Here is a 21,469-nt window from a genome sequence, read left to right on the forward strand (position 1 = left end):
AAGGGCCGGTACAGGATAACGCGGCTCGCCCGTCAGAACTTGTAGCTTGCAGCCAGGTAGGTCTGCGCACTGCTGCTCAGGCGCAGGGTGCCGTCCTTCGGCCCGCCACGCTCGCCCACTTCGGTCGCGGCATTGGTGCGCAGGTAACGGTAGCCCAGTTCGACCGAGGCTTTGTCGGTGATGTCCTGGATCACACCCGCCTGCAGGCCATAGGCATAACCGTAGTCGGTATCGCGGCTGGCACCTGGCGAGTCCTGGGTCAGCTTGGTCACGCCCAGGCTGCCACCGCCAAACAGCTTGGTGGTATCGCCCACCGGCAGGAACAGGTCGTAGCTGCCCAGCAGGTTTTCCTGGCGCAGCTTGAGGCCGCTGTGGTCGCCCGAGACGTTGTCATAGGTCATGTAGTAGCGGCCTTGGTCATTGATCTTGCCCAGACGCACGCCCCAGGTGTCATCCTTGCCGATGATGCCATCGGCGTTGAGATGGTCGGTGTTGCGCTGCAGCAGGCCGGACTTGCGAACCTTGTCGCTGGTCTGGCCGTAGGTCAGGCTGGCGAAGTTGTCGTCGGCGGCCTGGGCGGTGGTGATGCCAGCGGCGCAGACGGCCATGGCGGCAAGCAGGGTATTGAAGGTTTTCATGGCTGGATACTCCAGTTGGGTGCGCTGTTTCGGTCTGGAAGCTAGAGTAAGCAGGGCACCCTGAACCGCGACTGAACCCTGGCTGAACACCGGCTGAACGAACTGTCTGCAAGACAAGGAGTAGTAACCATGCGTGCCCTGCTGGCCCTGACCCTGATGTGCAGCGCCGCCTTAGCCCAAGCGGCGGTACAAACCCGTGAAATCCCTTACCAGGACGCCGATGGCAACCGCCTGGTCGGCTATTACGCCTACGACGACGCCATCGAGGGCAAACGCCCTGGCATTGTCGTGGTGCATGAATGGTGGGGGCTGAACGACTACGCCAAACGCCGCGCCCGCGACCTGGCGGCGCTGGGCTACAACGCGCTGGCTATCGACATGTATGGCGACGGCAAGCACACCGAGCACCCGCAGGACGCCCAGGCGTTCATGACTGCCGCCATGAAGGACCCGGCAGCGGCGGCAGCACGCTTCGACGCCGGCCTTGAACTGTTGAAGCTGCAACCGAATACCAACAAGCATCAGCTGGGTGCTGTCGGTTACTGCTTCGGCGGCAAGGTGGTGCTCGATGCCGCGCGCCGGGGCGAGAAGCTGGACGGCGTGGTGAGCTTCCATGGTGCGCTGGCTACCCAGACACCGGCAAAACCGGGCGTGGTGCGGGCCGATATCCTGGTCGAGCACGGGGCGGCGGACAGCATGGTCACCCAACAGCAGGTGGATGCGTTCAAGGCAGAAATGGAGGCGGCCAAGGTCAACTATGAATTCGTCAGTATTGAAGGCGCCAAGCACGGGTTTACCAACCCCGATGCTGACCGGTTGAGCCATGGCGAGCATGGCGGGCCGGACATTGGCTATAACAAGGCGGCGGATGAAAGCTCTTGGGCGGATATGCAGGCGTTCTTCAAGAAAGTGTTCAAGTAGAGATTGTCGGGGGCCGTTTCACGGCCCCAACAATCCCAACTCCCACACCGCTGCTGCGGCTGGCACAATAAGCCCCATGAACACACTCCCCGCCTGTTGCGCCCCGCTCCAGCACCACTGGCCCTTACCCCGCCCGCTCCCCGGCGCGGTGCTGGTCAGCTGCGCCTTTGACCCCGCCCTCCTGGGCCGCGATGACTTCCAGCGTGCCGGCATCGTGCCCAGTGCCAGCCTGCAACGCTCGGTGGCCAAGCGCCAGGCCGAGTACCTGGCCGGCCGCGTATGCGCCCGCGCTGCACTGCAACGCCTGGATGGCCGCAATTACGTGCCCGGCACCCACGAGGACCGCTCACCGATCTGGCCGGCAGGCATCCTCGGTTCGATCACCCATGGCAAAGGCTGGGCCGCCGCCGTGGTCGCGGCCCAGGGCAGCTGCCAAGGCCTGGGGCTGGATCAGGAGTCCCTGCTGGATGACGAACGCGCCGAACGGCTGATGGGCGAAATCCTTACCCCACCCGAACTCGAACGCCTGGACCGTCGCCAGCTCGGCTTGACGGTCACCCTGACCTTCTCGCTGAAGGAAAGCCTGTTCAAGACCCTCTACCCGCTCACTCGCCAGCGCTTCTATTTCGAGCACGCCGAGGTGCTGGAATGGTCCGCCGATGGCCTGGCGCGTCTGCGCCTGCTCACCGACCTGTCGCCACAATGGCAGCACGGCGCAGAATTGCAGGGCCAGTTCAGCGTGCAGGACGGCCACCTGCTCAGCCTGGTCAGCGTCTGACCTTTACAAAGGGGCCTGCTGGCGCGGCCAGTTCAGGCTGAAGCAGGCGCCGCCCAGCGCCTCGCTGCGCCCCACCGTGGCCCGGCCTGCGTGCCAGTAGATGATCCGCCGCACGATCGACAGGCCCAGGCCATGCCCACCCGAGGCCCGTGTACGGCTGTCGTCGAGGCGGGTGAACGGGGTGAAAATACGGTCCCAGAAGCCCTCGGGTATACCTGGGCCGTCATCTTCCACATCAATGCGGCAGCGTTGCTGCCCCAGCTGGTAGCTCAGGCGCACTTCGCGCTCGGCATGGCGCATGGCATTGCCGACCAGGTTCTGCAGGGCCCTGTGCAGGTAACGCGGCTCGGCCTCGACCCAGGCGCCATCGGCGTCCGCGCCCTGGCAGTCGCCACGCACCACCCGCACCTCGGCACGCAGCGGTGCCAGCTCTTCGATCACGCGGTCGAGCAAGGCATCCAGGTCTACCCGCTGGAACTTCAAGGCCGGTGCGCCCTGCTCCAGGCGGGCATAGGTCAGCATCTCGTCAACCAGCTTGTCGAGGTCCTGGATATCCCCGTCCATGCCTGCCAGGTGCTTGGCCCGTGCCTGTTCGGTGGTGGCGCTTTCAATCATCTCCAGGCCAAACCGCAGGCGCGCAACCGGCGTGCGCAGCTCGTGGGACACCGCCCGCACCAGCTCACGCTGCATGGTCAGCGAGCGCTGCAGGTGCTCGGCCATGCCGTTGAAAGCAGCGGCCAGGCGCCCGACCGAGTCGGCGTCACCGGCAGGCACGCGGGTATCCAGGCTGCCTTGGGCAATACGAGTGGCGGCAACTTCCAGGCCCGACACACGGCGCTCCAGCTGGCGTACCAGCAGGTAGACCACTAGGCCGATCAGGCACAGGCCAAGGAAGGCGATCAATATCAGCAACTGCGGTGGATACGGGTTGAGCTGGTACAACGGGCCGATTTCCAGCACCCAGGGCGAACCTGACAGCCCGGCAAACACTCGGATCGAGTCGCCATCCCTGCCCAGCGCCATCACGGTGTCGCCCTCCTCGACCCGGCGCCGCTGGTCATCGTCCAGGCTTACCCGCTCGATGCGCTGCAGGGCGACGCCAAAACCGAAGCCCTTTTCCTGCTTGATCTGCGCCAACCGCTGCTGCTGTTCGGTGATCGGGTAACGCACCAGTTCATCGGCCAGCAGATAAAGGGTGGCGCGCGCCAACTGCTCGCTTATCTGTTTGATCTGCGCGACCAGCATCAGGTCTTCCTGGCCTACCTTGCGAAGCACTTGTGCCGCATGCGGGCCGGTCTTTTCGACCACCACCAGGCCACGGTACAGGCGAGCCCGCTGGCCGCCGTCGAGGGTGCGCGCCGTCATGGGCTGCAACGCCAGCGGCACACCCAGCAGGCGCTCCCAAATCAGCAGCGAGCGTTTGCGTTCGGTGTCATTCTGCTGTGCGAGGTTGTCGGCCATCAGGCTGAAGGTGCCCTGGGCCAGGCCTTCGCGGTGCTGGGCGGCGCGCACTTCGTTGACCAGATGCAGGCTGAGTATGCCAAGCAGGGCCACCAGCACCAGCACAGCCAGCATGCCGCCGTAGATACGCAGGAAGATCGAGTTGTTCATGGCGCCTCGCCGACAAACAGGTAGCCCTTGCTGCGCAGGGTCTTGATCAAGCGGGGCTGGAGCGGATCATCGCCGATCTTGGGGCGAATTTTTGAAATGCGGATGTCGATGGAGCGGTCCTGGCCGTCGTAGCCCACACCGCGCAGCGCGGTGAAGATCTGCTCGCGGGTCAGCACGCGGCCGGCGTTGCTGGCCAGCAGCCAGAGAAGGTCGAATTCGGCGCCGGTCAGCTCGATCAGCGTTTCGCCCAAGCGCGCCTCGCGCAAGCGGTTGTCGATACGCAGGGCGCCGAAGGCCAGGTCCTGGCGCTTGTTGTCCACGGCCTCGCTGCGGCGCAGCAGGGCCTGGATACGCGCCAGCAGCAGGCGTGGGCGTACCGGTTTGCACACGTAGTCGTCGGCCCCCAGGTCCAGGCCCTGGACCTGGTCGAGTTCGTCGCTGCGGGCAGTGAGCATCAGGATCGGGCCGGGGTACTGGCTGCGTACACGCCGGCAGATGCTCAGGCCGTCCTCGCCGGGCAGCATGAGGTCAAGGATGACCAAGTCGGGCTGGCTGTCGACGATGCGCCGCGCGGCGCGGGCGCCGTCGCCCTCCACCGCGACCTCGTAGCCGTTGGCTTGCAAGTATTCGGCGGTGAGCTCGGCCAGGCGCTGGTCGTCTTCGACAATGAGGATGCGGGGGGTGGGATGGTCCATGGCTTAGGCCTTCGCTTGTTGTTTTTCTTTTGCCAGCGCCCGCGAAGAGGCCGGCACAGGCAACATACCCCTTTAACCAAAAGGCAACATCTGCCTCGGATACTACGTCCCGCCCCCGGCACTGCCAAGCCACTCACAGCCCCTCGACTGAACCGTTTTTTGTGATAGGGTTCGCGCCCGAAAAAAACTGCCCCGGGGCAGCAAGGCGCAGAAAAATACTGCAAACCACTTGGCACAAGGCCTACAGCCAATACCCACCATTCACACACAAAGTACGCACACGTTATCCACAGGCGCTCGCCTTGCAAAGGCCCCAATACCGCATTATCTTGTATCCCGATCGCAGCGAACCACTAGATGTTGGGGTTCGTGCAAAATCACACACAAAAGTCAACCCGCAAAATCGAGCGATTTTCCGGGCGGAACTTCAAGTGATTTCAGCAGCCAAACCGCTCCTGCGGAGGCGACCGAGGCAAGCCCTTCCAGGGCCTTGTTCGGGTATGGGTGTTGCAGGCCAGGCCTGACACTCATCAGCAACAGATTTTGGGCTCAGGCCCAGAACCTTTGACTTCGGCCAGGGAGCGGCGAGCTATTGCCCTAATTCCTGAGTCTGTCCCGAAGTCGGTACGCCCGCGCGGGCGGATGCGCATGCATTGCGCATCCCCGCCGGGGCATCGAGCAAGTGGACGGAACGGTGGGCGCCCAAAAGGCGCCTGAACACTATAGAAACTGTGGAGACACCCACCCATGCAAACCGACACAACTCGCGAGAACCCGCAAGCCAAGGTGCCGCAAGCTGCCGATTCCAACCAGGATCTGGCCGCTACCGCCCCTGGCCAACTGCGCGTGATCAAGCGCAACGGCACTGTCGTCCCTTACACCGACGACAAGATCACCGTGGCCATCACCAAGGCGTTTCTCGCAGTTGAAGGCGGCACCGCTGCCGCTTCGTCGCGCATCCACGACACCGTCGCGCGCCTGACCGAGCAGGTTACCGCCACGTTCAAACGTCGCATGCCATCGGGTGGCACCATCCACATCGAAGAAATCCAGGACCAGGTCGAACTGGCCCTGATGCGCGCCGGCGAGCAGAAAGTCGCCCGTGACTACGTGATCTACCGCGACCAGCGTGCCAAGGAGCGTGCCACCCGCGCCAACACCGATGCCGTGGTCGAGCCGCACCCGTCCATCCGCATCACCCTGGCCGACGGCAGCCTGGCGCCGCTCGACATGGCCCGCCTGAACACCATCATCAGCGAAGCCTGCGAAGGCCTAGCCGAAGTCGATGGCGACCTGATCCAGCGCGAAACCCTGAAGAACCTGTACGACGGCGTGGCCATCAAGGACGTCAACACCGCCCTGGTGATGACCGCCCGTACCCTGGTAGAGCGCGAGCCGAACTACTCGTTCGTCACCGCCCGCCTGCTGATGGACACCCTGCGCGCCGAAGGCCTGGGCTTCCTGAACGTAGCCGACAGCGCCACCCACCACGAAATGGCCGACTTGTACGCCAAGGCCCTGCCGGCCTACGTCGCCAAAGGTATCGAGTTCGAGCTGCTGAACCCTGCCCTGGCTGACTTCGACCTGGAAAAACTGGGCAAGGCGATCAACCACGAGCGCGACCAGCAGTTCACCTACCTGGGCCTGCAGACCCTGTACGACCGCTACTTCATCCACAAGGATGGCGTACGCTTCGAGCTGCCGCAGGTGTTCTTCATGCGTGTGGCCATGGGCCTGGCGCTGGAAGAGAAAGACAAGGAAGCCCGCGCGATCGAGTTCTACAACCTGTTGTCGTCCTTCGACTACATGGCCTCGACCCCGACCCTGTTCAACGCCGGCACCCTGCGCCCGCAGTTGTCCAGCTGCTACCTGACCACCGTGCCGGACGACCTGTCGGGCATCTACCACGCGATCCACGACAACGCCATGCTGTCGAAATTCGCCGGTGGCCTGGGCAACGACTGGACCCCTGTACGTGCACTGGGCTCCTACATCAAGGGCACCAACGGCAAGTCCCAGGGCGTTGTACCGTTCCTCAAAGTGGTCAACGACACCGCCGTTGCCGTGAACCAGGGTGGCAAGCGCAAGGGCGCGGTGTGTGCCTACCTGGAAACCTGGCACTTGGACATCGAAGAATTCATCGAGCTGCGTAAAAACACCGGTGATGACCGCCGTCGTACCCACGACATGAACACCGCCAACTGGATCCCTGACCTGTTCATGAAGCGTGTCTTCGATGACGGCAAGTGGACCCTGTTCTCGCCTTCGGAAGTGCCAGACCTGCACGACCTGACCGGCAAGGCCTTCGAAGAGCGCTACGAGTACTACGAAGCCCTGACCGAGTACAACAAGATCAAGGTGTTCAAGACCATTCAGGCCAAAGACCTGTGGCGCAAGATGCTGTCGATGCTGTTCGAGACCGGCCACCCGTGGCTGACCTTCAAGGACCCGTGCAACCTGCGCTCTCCGCAGCAGCACGTGGGCGTGGTCCACAGCTCGAACCTGTGCACCGAGATCACCCTGAACACCAACAAGGACGAGATCGCAGTCTGCAACCTGGGCTCGATCAACCTGCCGAACCACATCGTCGACGGCAAGCTGGACACCGCCAAGCTGCAACGCACCGTGAACACCGCCGTGCGCATGCTCGACAACGTGATCGACATCAACTACTACTCGGTGCCGCAAGCGCGTAACTCGAACCTCAAGCACCGCCCGGTCGGCCTGGGCATCATGGGCTTCCAGGACGCTCTGTACCTGCAGCACATTGCCTACGGTTCCGATGCTGCAGTCGAGTTCGCCGACAGGTCGATGGAAGCGGTCAGCTACTTCGCCATCCAGGCTTCTTGCGACCTGGCCGATGAGCGCGGTGCGTACGAGACCTTCCAGGGTTCGCTGTGGTCCAAGGGCATCCTGCCACTGGATTCGCAACAGATCCTGATCGAGGCCCGTGGCCAGAAGTACATCGACGTCGACCTGAACGAGACCCTGGACTGGGCTCCGGTACGTGCCCGCGTACAAAAAGGTATTCGTAACTCGAACATCATGGCCATCGCGCCAACCGCGACCATCGCCAACATCACCGGCGTGTCGCAGTCGATCGAGCCGACCTACCAGAACCTGTACGTGAAATCGAACCTGTCGGGCGAGTTCACCGTGATCAACCCGTACCTGGTCCGCGACCTGAAGGCCCGCGGCCTGTGGGACTCGGTCATGATCAACGACCTGAAGTACTACGACGGTTCGGTGCAGCAGATCGAGCGTATCCCGCAAGAGCTGAAAGACCTGTACGCCACTGCGTTCGAAGTGGAAACCAAGTGGATTGTCGATGCTGCCTCGCGTCGCCAGAAGTGGATCGACCAGGCTCAGTCGCTGAACCTGTACATCGCTGGCGCCTCGGGCAAGAAGCTGGACGTGACCTACCGCATGGCCTGGTACCGTGGCCTGAAAACCACCTACTACCTCCGTGCCCTGGCTGCAACCAGCACCGAGAAGTCGACCATCAACACCGGCAAGCTCAACGCCGTTTCCAGCGGTGGCGACAGCGCACCGGTCCAGGCCGCCGGCCCGGCGCCAGTGCCAAAGGCCTGTGCGATCGACGAGCCTGACTGCGAAGCCTGCCAGTGAAATCCAGCTAGGGAAAAACGTATACATTAATCCCTAGAACACCATAAACCCCCTGATAACACAGGGGGTTTTTGGTTTACAGAGAAAAATCTCCTACCTATACTCCCCGCCCTGATTTCATAGGTTCAGGGAACGTATACATTGCAAGCCATCCGAATCAGATCTTTCACCGCCACTGACGGCCTACCTATGGCTGTACTGGTGGATGAGGACGGCTCCCCTCCTTTCCTGCCAAACGTCTACGCAACTGTCAGATACCGCGACAGGGGTGCGGCCCTAACAACGACCGAGAAAGTCCTGCGTACCATCGGGATGGCCTATCTATGGGCTCACGCCCGCAGAATCGACATTCACGCTGCACTTACCTCAGAAACGTTCCTGACGCTTGAGCAGTGCGAAGATCTGGCCAATTTCCTGAGGATGAGCCGGGCGGGGCAAGATGCCGAATTGAAAGAATCAGCCACTGCGAAGCCACAGAAGATAGTTCGGCTCGAACAGGTGCGTGGCAGGATGGCGGTGGCTCAATCGCACGATCATGCCTCTGCTGCTGAAGGTGGCTATAGAATCCAGGTGCTTGCCAGGTTCCTTGAGCATCATCACGAGCGCATCTGTAACCAAGTGACGTCAAAAGACTGGGAAGGCCTCAAAGATGCCCGAGAGAAGGCAATACGCCGATTCCGCTCTCTAGCCCCAAGAACAGGCAATCCGGCTCAAGGAGACCCCGTGGAGGGCCTTCCTGAAGCGATGATGATCGACATTGACGAAATCTTCACTCCAGGATCACCGAAGAATCCGTTCAAAAAGGGGTTCATTCAGGCCAGGAATTTCCTGATGTACAGGATTTTTTCGGACAACGGCATGCGTAGGGATGAACTAAGGTACGTTCGCGTTGACGATGTCGACTATGCTCGCAAACGCGTTAAAGTACGAGTTTCGAAGACACGCCCCCGAAACTTGGTCATCTCACAAAAAACCGCAGACCTCTTTCGCGAGTTCGTTAGAGACTATTGGAGCAACGTTTCTCCGCGTAAGCGAGCGCATGGCTATTTATTCATAACTCGACCTGGAGATCAGATATCTCTCTCAGCAATAAATCTTATCTTCCAAGTTGCACGTGAAAGCTCAGATCACGTACCAGACTATTTCGCTCCACACACTATGCGAAGGACGTGGAACGACAGGTTGAGTCGAAAGATTGATGCTATGCCGCCGGAAAAGCGCATGTCATCTGAAGAAGAAGAGAAAATTCGCAACCATAACAACGGATGGTCGATAAAGTCCGATATGGCCCCTCGGTATTCCGCTAGGTCAATCAGAGAGAAAGCCGACAGAATCGCAGAAGAATTAGCGAATGACATCGCAGGCAAATAATATGATGAAACCAGCAGCGCAGGCCACTCTTGATCTGATACCCCAGAGGGAGACCGGTAAAACCACCAAGTCGGTGGCACTACTTGACGGTCGCGTGGTGACTGTGGAGCCGGGAGAGAGGTTGATCATTAATGACAGGGATGGTAGGGCATGCCCGGTTCACTTTGATCAGCTTGATGCCGAGAACCCACTGCATCTCAGCTTTTTCAGTTGTATAACTGGGACGCTTTCAACTCACAGCCTCTCATATAACAACACGATTTCCAGAGCACTCAAGTCCTGGCTATCTCTCGAAGGCATGAAGAGTCGCCAGACTGTCGACCTGAAAGCTATCGGCCAAATCCTAGACATCAGCTCATCATATCGCGCCTTCCTCATTCCACTCCTAAGAAGGATCAAGGATCAAGGTCTTCCGGGGCTGACAGAGGAAGCCTCTGACTTCTTAGATAATGATCACAAGTGGGAACAAAAAGGTGGTGGTTCTTACTACACCCTGATTACGAACGACCCCGAAAAAGGCGCATTGACTAATCAGGAGCTTCATAGCATTCACCTCGCTCTGAATGAGGGCTATGCAAACAGGCGTGTATCTCTTTTTGCCTTTGCCTTGTGCTGGTTTTTTATAGGAACCGGCGTTCGCCCAGTTCAAGTATGTCGAATGAGACGCGGTGATGTGATCATCCATGATCGGGGCGGCATGGAGGTTACGCTTAGAATACCTTTGGCCAAGGGTGAAGGCCTAATCACCAAGGAATATTGGATTAGGAAAGCTCCAACGGTTTTGGCGGAGTGCTTAATAACTTATCTGGACACCTACGAGAACAACTATACGTCCAATGAAGATCCATTATTCAGGGGTACACCCTCCAGCATTAGCCATTTGGTGACTGATACTCTATCGGCGCTTCCTACCTATTCCGAGCGACTGGAAGCACCTATTCACATTACCCCCTACCGGTTCCGTTACACCATGGCTACTCGTGCGCTCGCCCAAGGAGCATCCGACGCAGAAGTAGCAAGGCTGCTCACACACCGAAGCACCTCTTGCATTCAGTTTTATCGAGCGTCGATGCCACAACTTCAGAAACCTATCAGGCAGGCTCTAGGCAAAGAGATGGATTACTTTGCCAGCGCCTTTCAAGGCCGCCTGATCGAGCATCTGGATGAGGCCAGTCGTGCAGGGGACGATGACTGCGTGATTGCTGATTACCTACGACTGACGGGGGAGACTTTGGGGGCTTGTGGCACACGTGCTGAATGCCATCAACACGCTCCCATTGCCTGCCTATCTTGCCCATATTTCGAACCGTTGATCGATGCACCTTGGGAAACTCTGATGGTCACCCTGATTGAAGATCAGGAAATCGAAACTGACCCTCGAATTCAGCAGATTAATGTCAATGCAATGGCAGCCATACAGCAGATCATGGTTGTGCGAGATAGCAGGATTCATGAGGTAGTCGCATAACATGGGCGAGATAGTACATTTCGTAGGTAAGGCAGGCTTAGCTGCAAACGCTAATCTTGAAAGCTTTATTCTTCACGCGAAAGTGAACATACCATTCACCAATATCAACTGGGATGACGATAGCTGGAACATTACCAGCTTCAAAATTGGCAAAAATCAAGGGCGCACAAAAAAGATAGCTCACTTCAAATCACTGAGAGACCCATCAGGAAGCAAATCAACTGTCGAGATACCACTCGATCTACCATTTCTCGACTTCGCGAAAGCGGCTTTCAGTGAGGTCATGCGTCGCTTTCAACTTCAGGAGTTCAGGCGATACCTCTATTCAATGCAGGCCATAGAGCAGGCACTCCTTAATTCTGGGCGACCCGCGTGCATCACTGCATTGGATGCGACTATTCTGGATGACGCAGCACAACTACTTCAAGAGCGCTTTAAAGATGCATGGGCTACAGGTCGGTGCCTGGAGCGTTTGCTCACCCAGATTATTGCACCGGCCAAAATTACGCCTGCGCCTATTGAATGGGTTTCTCCAATTCCTTACAAGCAGCCAGTCCGGACTGATCGTGTTGCGCCTAAAAACAACGACAAGGTTGTTAGCCGACTCCCAAGCGTTCAGACAATTCTTGATCTTGCTGAAATCCACCACACTAGCAAGCATATCCCTGACCGGGTTGTTACTGCGTTCGTAACGCTGGCAATGTTCGCCCCCAGCCGAGCATCGGAAGTATTATCACTACCAGTGAATTGCATACGACATGTGGAGAGTGACGAAGGTCTGATGATGGGGCTAGCATGGGATCCCGCAAAGGGAGGGATGCCTCTGACAAAATTTGCAGCATCAGATACTTTTGAAAGGCTTGCGACCGAGACTGTCGACTTCCTACTTAACCTTGGAGAACCTGCTAGGAAGGCTGCTTTATGGTACGCACAGAACCCTAGTAAGTTGTTCCTTCCACCGGAGCTTGAACATCTGAGAGGGGAACCCATCACCCTTTACGAAGTATCTAAAATCATGGGAAAGGAAACGGCGATTAACGCCGGTCATGCCAGCCGCTATGGCCTAGTCAAAACAGGCCAGAAGACCACTGATCCTACCCGCCGCAGTGATCCGAATGGAAGTTGGGTAGGCCTTTTCGAGTTTGCCTCGCTTGAGAATCATGTGCTCAACAAGCTCCCAGAGATATTTCCCACGCTAGACGGAACAACTGGATTGCAATGGCATGACGCGTTGTTCGTGCTACCGGAGAACATCCTGAATCCAACGGCGGAGACGCTCCTAAACGTTCCTGCGGTCTTTAGCATCAACCAGATCAACAACCAGTTGGGCTCCAACCCACGTGGGGTGACCATTTTCTCTCGAAATGGAAAAACAAACCGCGACGGCAGCCCAACAGCCATCACTACCCATGGTTTCAGGCATCTTCTGAACACCCTCGCTCAGAGTAAGCATCTGAGCGAATCTCTCATTGCATTTTGGTCTGGTCGTAAGAACGTCAAACAGAATGAATGGTACGACCATGTGCCCCAAGAGGCATTCATTGAGGCCTATCTGAAGCTTGGCGACAATGTAGGCGGCATATCTTCCGGAGAAGCGCTGAGCGAGAAGATTCAGGGGCTTATCGCGAGCCATGGGCTGACCCAGCAGGAAGCCATGGGAGTCGAGCTCGGCGCTCTCAGCGTAACGCGCTTCGGGCTCTGCAAGCATAACTACGCCCTGACGCCTTGCCCTCTCGACAAGGATTGCTCGAACTGCTCTGAGCACGTGTTTGTGAAGGGGGACGAACGCCACCAGAGAGAAGCTGAGTTTCAGTATGAGATTCATGCCAAGGCCGTTGCCGCTGCAACAGCTGCTCTAGCGGAAGGTGAGGCAGGCGCTGCCCGATGGCTGAAGCAGAACCAGCCACGTATGGAGCGTTGGGCTCTCATGCTGGAAAAGATGAATGACCCGTCCATCCCTGAGGGAACCATGATCACTTTGCCTCCGCCCGAGAGTACCCAGTCCAAGACAGGGCTCGCTCACGCCGTTCGAATGATCGCCACAGACGCAGAGCCGGCTAAGCAGGGCGACTTTGCTGATGAAGCCGAAGAAGCCCTCATGGCCATGGAGTTCTTCTGATGGGTGCGCCTAAGATGACCGACCAAACCATCAATCAGTCGGTATTGATGCTGGACGGATGGGCAGGAAAGCTGACCTGGGATCTCTATCTGGAGGCCCTAGCGGTGGAGGTAGGCCATCGCTACACCAAAGCTGCAATGCTGAGGCATGACCGGATCAAAGACGCTTGGGATCACGCGAAAGAGCGATGCCGTGGGACTGATGAAGCCTCAGGAAAGGCGCCAGAGATGGCACTCATGGATAGCCGCCAGCGTGAGCTCGAAGCACGTGTAGAACGCCTCACACGCGAAAACAACAGACTCCTAGAGCAATTCGTCCGCTGGGCGCACAACGCCTCTCGGAGAGGTATGAGCCTAGAGGATCTAGATCGGCCTCTCCCGTATGTGAAAACTAAAGACCTCTCGTGAAGCACCGGCCACCTGCAAGGGTGGCCTTGTCACCTTGCTGAAGACCGGGACTGGCTCCTTCAGAGGGCTAACCTGCGACCAAACGAATCAGAATCGAGCAAAATTATGCCTCGAATTTTTGGGCAGATTGCGTATACTTTCGAGCCTCGGAAGGGGCTAACCCTTCGAAAGTATACGTTTTTTTGTAAAGCCAATAGCCAAAAGCGCTGAAGGCCCCTACTGGTAAGGATTTGAAGAATGTATATGAATCCTACCTGGGTATTCTGCCAGTAAGGCCTGAATGCCGCGCGGGGTGCCTACGGGTGCCCCGCGCGGCATTTTTGTATCCGCGCCCCAGAGAAACCTTGCCCTTTGCCCACCGCTCACGCGGCTAGGTAAAAGAACAGGACCTCTCAAAAAAGGAAACAAGCCCATGGCGCGGAAAAAGGTGGCAACTCGCAAGATTGGTCGCAACGCTGAAACCGGCCGCTTCACCTCGGTCGAAGTAGCACGCAAACACCCCAAGACCCACATCGTCGAAACACTGCGCTACTGTGGGAGCGGCCTTGTGTCGCGATAGGGGTACGAAGCGCCCCCAAGTTTTCAGCTCCGCCGCATAAATCGCCCGGGCTGCCTTGCAGCCCTCTCGCGACACAAGGCCGCCCCCACAAAAAGCGCGCCAACACCACATAATGTGCCCATAAAATAAAATAGCACAACATGTAGTGCCACCCGCTTTTTGCCGCTACACTCCTTCCCCGTAGCAAACGGCACAAGCCTGGTGAACGGACGCACGCAAAACCGGTCGAAAAAGTTACCCTCGCCCGCCAGACGCGCGCCCCGATCGGAGGCGAATTCCGGTATACTGCGCCCCCTCTGAAAAAGGGCACCTTTCAATTGTCCTGGCCCCTCCCAGAGGCCTGGCCAGGTACAAGTCAGAACACATTCAGATGTAAACGAGAGTCAGCCTCTCGAGCTGTCCATTCGCCGTTACGGCCTTGCGTCAGGCATCACATTTTTAAAATCCAACCGGTTGCCCCAGGGCGACCCTCAAGCAGGAGCCAAACCATGCTGAGCTGGGACGAATTCGATAAAGAAGACGGCGAAGTAGCCGCCAAAGGCAACACCCCTGCGCAGGCCGCTGCCACCGCTACCCTCGACAAGCTCGACAGCGCTGGTGGTGCCGCCGCCCTGGAAGCTCGCGCTGCTACCGCGTCTGACTCCGAAGCCGTCAAGCGTGCCAAGGCTGCCCTCGACGCCCTCGACGTGGCCGAAGGCCTGGCCGAGCTGGAAGGCTCCTCCGCCCGCGTTGCCGTTGACGAAAAGCGCATGATCAACTGCCGCGCCGACCTGAACCAGCTGGTACCGTTCAAGTACGACTGGGCCTGGCAGAAGTACCTGGACGGCTGCGCCAACCACTGGATGCCGCAAGAGGTCAACATGACCGCCGACATCGCCCTGTGGAAGAGCCAGGACGGCCTGACCGAAGACGAGCGCCGCATCGTCATGCGCAACCTCGGCTTCTTCTCCACCGCCGACTCGCTGGTTGCCAACAACCTTGCCCTGGCCGTGTACCGCCTGATCACCAACCCGGAGTGCCGCCAGTACATCCTGCGCCAGGCCTTCGAAGAGGCGATCCACACTCACGCCTACCAGTACTGCATCGAGTCGCTGGGCATGGATGAAGGCGAGATCTTCAACATGTACCACGAGATCCCGTCGGTCGCTAAAAAAGCCGCCTGGGGCCTGAAGTACACCCGCGCCATCTCCGACCCGGAATTCAACACCGGCACCGTCGAAACCGACAAAGAGCTGCTGCGCAACCTGATCGCCTACTACTGCGTACTGGAAGGCATCTTCTTCTACTGCGGCTTCACCCAGATCCTGTCCATGGGCCGCCGCAACAAGATGACCGGCGTGGCCGAGCAGTTCCAGTACATCCTGCGTGACGAGTCGATGCACCTGAACTTCGGTATCGACGTGATCAACCAGATCAAGATCGAGAACCCACACCTGTGGGACGCGGCGATGAAGGAAGAAGCGACCCAGATGATCCTGCAAGGGACCCAGCTGGAGATCGAATACGCCCGTGACACCATGCCACGCGGCGTGCTGGGCATGAACGCGGCGATGATGGAGGATTACCTCAAGTTCATTGCTAACCGTCGTTTGACTCAGATTGGTTTGAAAGAAGAGTATCCGGGGACTACCAACCCGTTCCCATGGATGAGCGAGATCATGGACTTGAAGAAGGAGAAGAACTTCTTTGAGACGCGCGTGATTGAGTATCAGACTGGTGGTGCACTGAGCTGGGACTGATTATCCGGGCTGATTATCAAGAAGGCTGCCAAACGGCAGCCTTTTTTATTGGCAGGGGAAAGGCAAACAGGACGCTTCCTACAAGGTTTTTCATTGTCACTTTTTTAGCGTTGCAATAACGTCTGCCGGCGCTTAAGAACGCAGCCCACCGCCGGCAAGCCAGCCCCCACACCGAGCGCATCGCACTCAAGCCATGCGCTGTAACTGTGGGAGCCTGGCTTGCCGGCGATGGGGCGCAAAGCGGCCCCAATGTTCCTGACTGATTGGCATTAGAGGTCACCTGCGAACGCCGGCAAAGCCGGTGCCGTACATCGAGTCAGATGCTATAGGTCATCCAGTTGAACCTTCACGCGCAGCGGGGAAGCGAGACGCTCATTTACAGACGCGATGAGGCCTTCATCGTCCTCGGCCATGGTGGCTGGCCCAAAAGGCAGCTTGCCCTGCTCTGCTACATATTGCAGAACCTGGTGCATGCGTTCGGAGGGGGTTACACCGAGGCGCTCTAGCTCTTCGTAGGCGCGGGCTTTGAGCTCGTCGTCGATGCAGATGTTGACGGACGCCATGGTTCGACTGTCGAGAAAAGAAGAGGCCCCGCCCACGCCGACAAGAGGGGTACGGCACAACGAGGTGCCGGGACTGGACATGCCAGTCTACGTGGTCGAGGGCGAGGCCAGATCTGAAGATAGCGCAGGGTTGCGGCAGGGTCCACAGGCAACTGGATTGGATTTGTAAAGGATGTGTTCGGGTTAAAGGCGCATATCTGTGGGAGCGGGTTCACCCGCGAAAAATTCAACGCGGTGTATGGCACCGGCTGTGACGGTGTTCGCGGCTAAAGCCGCTCCCACAGGGATCGAGCCAGCTTTTGAATTTTTGGATGAGATCGCGCCCGCTGTTGAAACAGCGCAAATGACTACCTTAGTCGTAGTATGTCTCTATAGCACTCATGGTAGAGCTTCTACAGCCCGATTTACGCCACCTAACCCCTGAATCGCTCAGCCATCAGCCGTTGACAGCCCACCTCCCCCTTGCTAATAATCGCCCACAGTTGTACGACAACACATAACAAAAACAACAATCAGTGGACGAAATCATGTCGACACCCATCCCGCAACACCCACGTCTGTTGCCCCCCCCCCTTGCCCCGGCCTGCCTGCGTACGCCCGCCAGTACCTAGCACCCGGTTACCGCGTATCCACCTCTGGCCCTGACCGGCCCGTTACCTACCCGCCCCTGCCGCAGGCCGCCTGTGCGTGCCCGGTGGACGGGCTGCCATACCCTTCGGGAGCACAACAATAATGAAAATCTGCCACACCCTGCCCTTCGCCCTGCTTGGCGCCGGGGTTATCGCCGGCTTGCCGGGCACCAGTCTGGCTGCGGGTTTTGTCGAGGACAGCAAAGCCACGCTCGGGCTGCGCAACTTCTACATCAATCGTAACTTCACCAACCCGAGCAACCCGCAAAGCAAGGCCGAGGAATGGACGCAAAGCTTCATCCTCGATGCCCGCTCGGGCTTTACCGAAGGGCCGGTCGGGTTCGGCGTGGATGTGCTGGGGCTGTGGTCGGTCAAGCTCGACGGCGGCGGCGGCACCTATGGCACAGCGTTGCTGCCGCGCCATGACGATGGCAAGCCTGCGGATGATTACGGGCGGTTGGCAGTCGCTGGCAAGGCGCGTATCTCCAAGACCGAACTGAAGATTGGCGAGTGGATGCCGGTGCTACCGATTCTGCGTTCGGACGACGGGCGCTCGCTGCCACAGACATTCCGTGGCGGGCAAATCACCTCCAACGAGATTGCCGGGCTGACCCTGTATGGCGGCCAGTTCCGCGGCAACAGCCCGCGCAACGATGCCAGCATGGAAGACATGAGCTACGGCGGCGGGCTGTCGGACCGCTTCAACTTTGTCGGTGGCGAGTACAAGTTCAACCAGGACCGTACGCTGGTGGGGCTGTGGAATGCGGTGCTGAAGGATGTGTACCAGCAGCAGTACCTGCAACTGAGCCACAGCCAACCGGTCGGTGACTGGACCCTCGGCGCCAACCTGGGCTATTTCCATGGTGATGAGGACGGTTCCGAGCGCGCAGGGCAGCTGGACAACAAGACCTATTCGGGGATGTTCTCGGCCAAGTACGGCGGCAACACCTTCTGGGTGGGCCTGCAGAAAGTCGATGGCGATACCTGGATGCGGGTCAATGGCACCAGTGGCGGGACTCTGGCCAACGACAGCTACAACTCCAGCTTCGACAATGCCAACGAACGCTCGTGGCAGGTGAGGCATGACTTCAACTTTGTCACGGTCGGAGTGCCGGGGTTGACCTTGATGAACCGGTACATCAGCGGGCGTGATGTGCATACCGGGTCGGTGACCGATGGCAAGGAGTGGGTACGCGAGACGGAGTTGGCGTATGTGATCCAGAGCGGGGCATTCAAGGATTTGAGTGTGAAGTGGCGTAACTCGTCGATTCGGCGGGATTACAGCAATAACGAGTTTGATGAGAACCGGTTGATCTTTAACTATCCGTTGTCGCTGCTTTAACCGGAACATTGGTGCTGTCTCTATTGGGGCCGCTTTGCGGCCCATCGCAGGCAAGCCAGCTCCTACACCGACCGCGCCGACTTCAAGGCATATGCAGTACCTGTGGGAGCGGTTTTACCGCGAAGAGGCCGGCAAAAGAGACGCAGGCCTCATTGACAACACCCAAACCCACCGCCAATAATCAGCCTAGTCATACGACAACCTACAACAATTAACAACAAGAGCCGGCCATGACCCCTACTCCCCTCAACCGCCTGCTGCTCACCGGAGCTGCAGGCGGCCTGGGCAAGGTCCTTCGCGAACGCCTGCAAGGCTACGCCGAGGTCCTGCGCCTTTCCGACATCAGCCCCATGGCACCTGCCGCAGGCCCGCATGAAGAAGTGATCACCTGCGACCTGGCCGATAAGGCGGCGGTACATGCCCTGGTCGAAGGCGTTGACGCCATCATCCACTTCGGCGGCGTGTCTACCGAGCATTCCTTCGAAGACATCCTCGGCCCCAACATCTGCGGTGTGTTCCACGTCTACGAGGCAGCGCGCAAGCATGGGGTGAAGCGCATCATCTTCGCCAGCTCCAACCACACCATCGGCTTCTATCGCCAGGACGAGCGCATCGACGCCCACTCCCCGCGCCGCCCCGACAGCTACTACGGGCTGTCCAAGTGCTATGGCGAGGATGTGGCCAGTTTTTACTTCGACCGCTACGGCATCGAGACCGTCAGCATCCGTATTGGCTCGTCGTTCCCGCTACCTCAAAACCCGCGCATGCTCTGCACCTGGCTGAGCTACGACGACCTGGTGCAACTGATCGAGCGCGGGCTGTTCACGCCCGATGTTGGCCACACCATCGTCTACGGTGCCTCCGACAACCGCACCGTGTGGTGGGACAACCGCCATGCCGAGCACCTGGGCTATGCGCCCAAGGACAGCTCCGAACCCTTCCGCGCCGCCGTCGAGGCCCAGCCGGCGCCCGCCGCCGATGACCCGAGCATGATCTACCAGGGCGGCGCCTTCGCCGTGGCCGGCCCATTCAACTGACCCCACGCATGCCAGGAGGCACGGCCATGAACTGCGAACTGATCGTCGACGCCCGCAACGGCACTGGCGAAAGCCCCGTGTGGCACGTCGGTGAACAGGCCCTGTACTGGGTCGATATTCCCGCCCGCCAACTGCACCGCTGGCAGGCGGCCGATGGCAAACACCAGGTCTGGCAGGGCGACGAAATGCTGGCCTGCATCGCCCGCAGCGGCCACGGCTGGATTGCCGGCATGGAGAGCGGCATCTTCCAGCTTCAGGCCAAGGCCGATGGTAGCCTGGACGGCCGGCTGCTCAGCAGTGTGCCACATGCCCAGGCGGGCATGCGTTTCAACGATGGCCGCTGCGATCGCCAGGGCCGCTTCTGGGCCGGCACCATGCTGCTGGACATGCAACAAGGCGCGCATGTTGGTGCGCTCTACCGGCATGACGGCGAAGGTCATCTGCACCTGCAGCAGGACAGCATGATCGTGCCTAACGGCCTGGCTTTCAGCCCCGACGGCACACGCATGTACCTCTCCGACTCGCACCCCAACGTGCAGAAAGTCTGGGCCTTCGACTACGACACCGACAGCGGCACGCCACACAACAGACGGCTTTTCGTCGACATGCGCGGCTACCCTGGCCGCCCCGATGGCGCCGCCATCGACCAGGACGGCTGCTACTGGATCTGCGGCAACGATGCCGGGCAGATCCACCGTTTCACCCCCGATGGCCGCCTGGACCGCTCGCTCAACGTACCGGTGAAAAAACCGGCGATGTGCGCCTTCGGCGGCGCCAACCTGGACACCCTGTACGTGACCTCGATCCGCCCTGCGGGCATCGACCTCAGCGGCCAGCCGCTGGCTGGCGGGGTGTTTGCCCTCAACCCTGGCACCAAAGGCCTGGAGGAGCCTGCCTACCGGGGCTGAGCCCCGCCTGCCATACCCACACTTGCACGTACGAAACCAGATAATAAAAACCACGGAGTTTCATCATGACGTTCAAACGCAAGCTGCTTCTTGCCGTACTCCCCTTCGCCTTCAGCGTGGCCATGCCCGCCTCGGCACTGGACATCAAGTTCGCCGAAATCCACCCGGCCGGCTATCCCACCGTGGTGGCCGAGCAGAACATGGGCAAAAAACTTGAAGCAGCCAGCAATGGCGACATTACCTTCAAGATGTTTGCCGGCGGCGTGCTGGGCTCGGAAAAGGAAGTGATCGAACAGGCGCAGATCGGTGCCGTACAGATGACCCGCGTCAGCCTGGGGATCGTCGGCCCGGTAGTGCCGGATGTAAACGTGTTCAACATGCCGTTCGTGTTCCGCGACCATGAGCACATGCGCAAGATCATCGACGGAGACATCGGCCAGGAGATCCTCGACAAGATCACCAACTCCGACTTCAACCTGGTGGCCCTGGCCTGGATGGATGGCGGCTCGCGCAGCATCTACACCAAGAAGCCCGTACGCAGCCTTGAAGACCTCAAGGGCATGAAGATTCGCGTGCAGGGCAACCCGCTGTTCATCGACATGATGAACGCCATGGGCGGCAACGGCATCGCCATGGACACCGGGGAAATCTTCAGCGCCCTGCAAACCGGTGTGATCGATGGTGCCGAGAACAACCCGCCAACGCTGCTTGAGCACAACCACTTCCAGAGCGCCAAGTACTACACCCTGACCGGCCACCTGATCCTGCCGGAGCCGGTGGTGATGTCCAAGACCACCTGGAACAAGCTCACCCCCGAGCAGCAGGCGCTGGTGAAGCAGGTCGCGCGTGAGGCGCAGATGGAAGAGCGCGCGCTGTGGGACGCCAAGTCCGCTGCCAGTGAAGAGAAGCTGAAGGCCGCCGGTGTCGAGTTCATCACCGTCGACAAGAAACCGTTCTACGACGCCACCGCCTCGGTGCGTGAAAAATACGGCGCGCAATACGCTGACCTGATGAAGCGCATCGACGCCGTCCAGTAACAGCGACCCCTTTCTGAACG

Annotated in this window: 16 protein-coding genes; 12 read left to right on the forward strand and 4 right to left on the reverse strand. The window is 59.2% G+C overall.

Annotation, left to right across the window (positions count from 1 at the left end; translation table 11 throughout):
- Positions 1 to 32: 32 nt before the first annotated feature.
- Positions 33 to 638 (reverse strand): outer membrane beta-barrel protein, encoded by a 606-nt coding sequence (locus ACF8MI_RS00205; protein ID WP_060498600.1) that lies wholly within the window; start codon positions 636 to 638, stop codon positions 33 to 35.
- Positions 639 to 767: 129 nt separating this feature from the next.
- On the opposite strand from ACF8MI_RS00205, the gene ACF8MI_RS00210 reads away from it, so the two are divergent.
- Positions 768 to 1,559, forward strand: coding sequence for a dienelactone hydrolase family protein (locus tag ACF8MI_RS00210; protein WP_060498599.1), 792 nt, complete (start codon positions 768 to 770; stop codon positions 1,557 to 1,559).
- Between the two features lie 76 nt (positions 1,560 to 1,635).
- Positions 1,636 to 2,337, forward strand: coding sequence for a 4'-phosphopantetheinyl transferase (locus tag ACF8MI_RS00215; RefSeq protein ID WP_060498598.1), 702 nt, complete (start codon positions 1,636 to 1,638; stop codon positions 2,335 to 2,337).
- Positions 2,338 to 2,340: 3 nt separating this feature from the next.
- On the opposite strand, the gene ACF8MI_RS00220 is transcribed toward ACF8MI_RS00215, so the two are convergent.
- A complete protein-coding gene (locus tag ACF8MI_RS00220) occupies positions 2,341 to 3,948 on the reverse strand; it encodes an ATP-binding protein (protein WP_027615350.1) in 1,608 nt (535 codons plus the stop codon).
- Positions 3,945 to 4,643, reverse strand: coding sequence for a response regulator transcription factor (locus tag ACF8MI_RS00225; protein WP_060498597.1), 699 nt, complete (start codon positions 4,641 to 4,643; stop codon positions 3,945 to 3,947). The genes ACF8MI_RS00220 and ACF8MI_RS00225 overlap by 4 nt, the downstream gene beginning before the upstream one ends.
- Positions 4,644 to 5,390: 747 nt before the next feature.
- On the opposite strand from ACF8MI_RS00225, the gene ACF8MI_RS00230 reads away from it, so the two are divergent.
- The 6 genes from ACF8MI_RS00230 to ACF8MI_RS00255 all read left to right on the forward strand — a co-directional run bounded on the left by ACF8MI_RS00230 (position 5,391) and on the right by ACF8MI_RS00255 (position 15,933).
- Positions 5,391 to 8,270 (forward strand): ribonucleoside-diphosphate reductase subunit alpha, encoded by a 2,880-nt coding sequence (locus tag ACF8MI_RS00230; protein WP_060498596.1) that lies wholly within the window; start codon positions 5,391 to 5,393, stop codon positions 8,268 to 8,270.
- 189 nt (positions 8,271 to 8,459) lie between these two features.
- On the forward strand, positions 8,460 to 9,641 hold the full coding sequence (locus ACF8MI_RS00235; RefSeq protein ID WP_392517275.1) for a tyrosine-type recombinase/integrase: 1,182 nt from the start codon (positions 8,460 to 8,462) through the stop codon (positions 9,639 to 9,641).
- A 1-nt stretch (position 9,642) separates the two neighbouring features.
- On the forward strand, positions 9,643 to 11,109 hold the full coding sequence (locus ACF8MI_RS00240; RefSeq protein WP_392517276.1) for a hypothetical protein: 1,467 nt from the start codon (positions 9,643 to 9,645) through the stop codon (positions 11,107 to 11,109).
- 1 nt (position 11,110) lies between these two features.
- Positions 11,111 to 13,228 (forward strand): hypothetical protein, encoded by a 2,118-nt coding sequence (locus ACF8MI_RS00245; RefSeq protein WP_392517277.1) that lies wholly within the window; start codon positions 11,111 to 11,113, stop codon positions 13,226 to 13,228.
- A gap of 14 nt (positions 13,229 to 13,242) precedes the next feature.
- On the forward strand, positions 13,243 to 13,635 hold the full coding sequence (locus ACF8MI_RS00250; protein WP_280046316.1) for a hypothetical protein: 393 nt from the start codon (positions 13,243 to 13,245) through the stop codon (positions 13,633 to 13,635).
- Between the two features lie 1,047 nt (positions 13,636 to 14,682).
- Entirely contained in the window at positions 14,683 to 15,933 is a 1,251-nt protein-coding gene (locus ACF8MI_RS00255) for a ribonucleotide-diphosphate reductase subunit beta (RefSeq protein WP_060498595.1), read from the forward strand.
- Positions 15,934 to 16,256: 323 nt separating this feature from the next.
- On the opposite strand, the gene ACF8MI_RS00260 is transcribed toward ACF8MI_RS00255, so the two are convergent.
- Positions 16,257 to 16,496, reverse strand: a complete 240-nt coding sequence (locus tag ACF8MI_RS00260; RefSeq protein WP_200929455.1) for a type II toxin-antitoxin system RelB/DinJ family antitoxin — start codon at positions 16,494 to 16,496, stop codon at positions 16,257 to 16,259.
- Positions 16,497 to 17,228: 732 nt separating this feature from the next.
- On the opposite strand from ACF8MI_RS00260, the gene ACF8MI_RS00265 reads away from it, so the two are divergent.
- The 4 genes from ACF8MI_RS00265 to ACF8MI_RS00280 all read left to right on the forward strand — a co-directional run bounded on the left by ACF8MI_RS00265 (position 17,229) and on the right by ACF8MI_RS00280 (position 21,449).
- Positions 17,229 to 18,467 carry an OprD family porin gene (locus ACF8MI_RS00265; RefSeq protein ID WP_060498593.1) on the forward strand — a complete coding sequence of 413 codons (1,239 nt, stop codon included), beginning with the start codon at positions 17,229 to 17,231 and terminating at the stop codon, positions 18,465 to 18,467.
- 230 nt (positions 18,468 to 18,697) lie between these two features.
- Positions 18,698 to 19,504, forward strand: a complete 807-nt coding sequence (locus ACF8MI_RS00270) for an NAD(P)-dependent oxidoreductase (RefSeq protein ID WP_104833294.1) — start codon at positions 18,698 to 18,700, stop codon at positions 19,502 to 19,504.
- Positions 19,505 to 19,530: 26 nt separating this feature from the next.
- A complete protein-coding gene (locus tag ACF8MI_RS00275; RefSeq protein ID WP_060498591.1) occupies positions 19,531 to 20,412 on the forward strand; it encodes an SMP-30/gluconolactonase/LRE family protein in 882 nt (293 codons plus the stop codon).
- A 65-nt stretch (positions 20,413 to 20,477) separates the two neighbouring features.
- Entirely contained in the window at positions 20,478 to 21,449 is a 972-nt protein-coding gene (locus ACF8MI_RS00280) for a TRAP transporter substrate-binding protein (RefSeq protein WP_060498590.1), read from the forward strand.
- Positions 21,450 to 21,469: the final 20 nt, after the last annotated feature.

Source organism: Pseudomonas sp. yb_9 (genome assembly GCF_043103635.1).
GTDB classification, from domain to species: Bacteria; Pseudomonadota; Gammaproteobacteria; order Pseudomonadales; family Pseudomonadaceae; genus Aquipseudomonas; species Aquipseudomonas monteilii.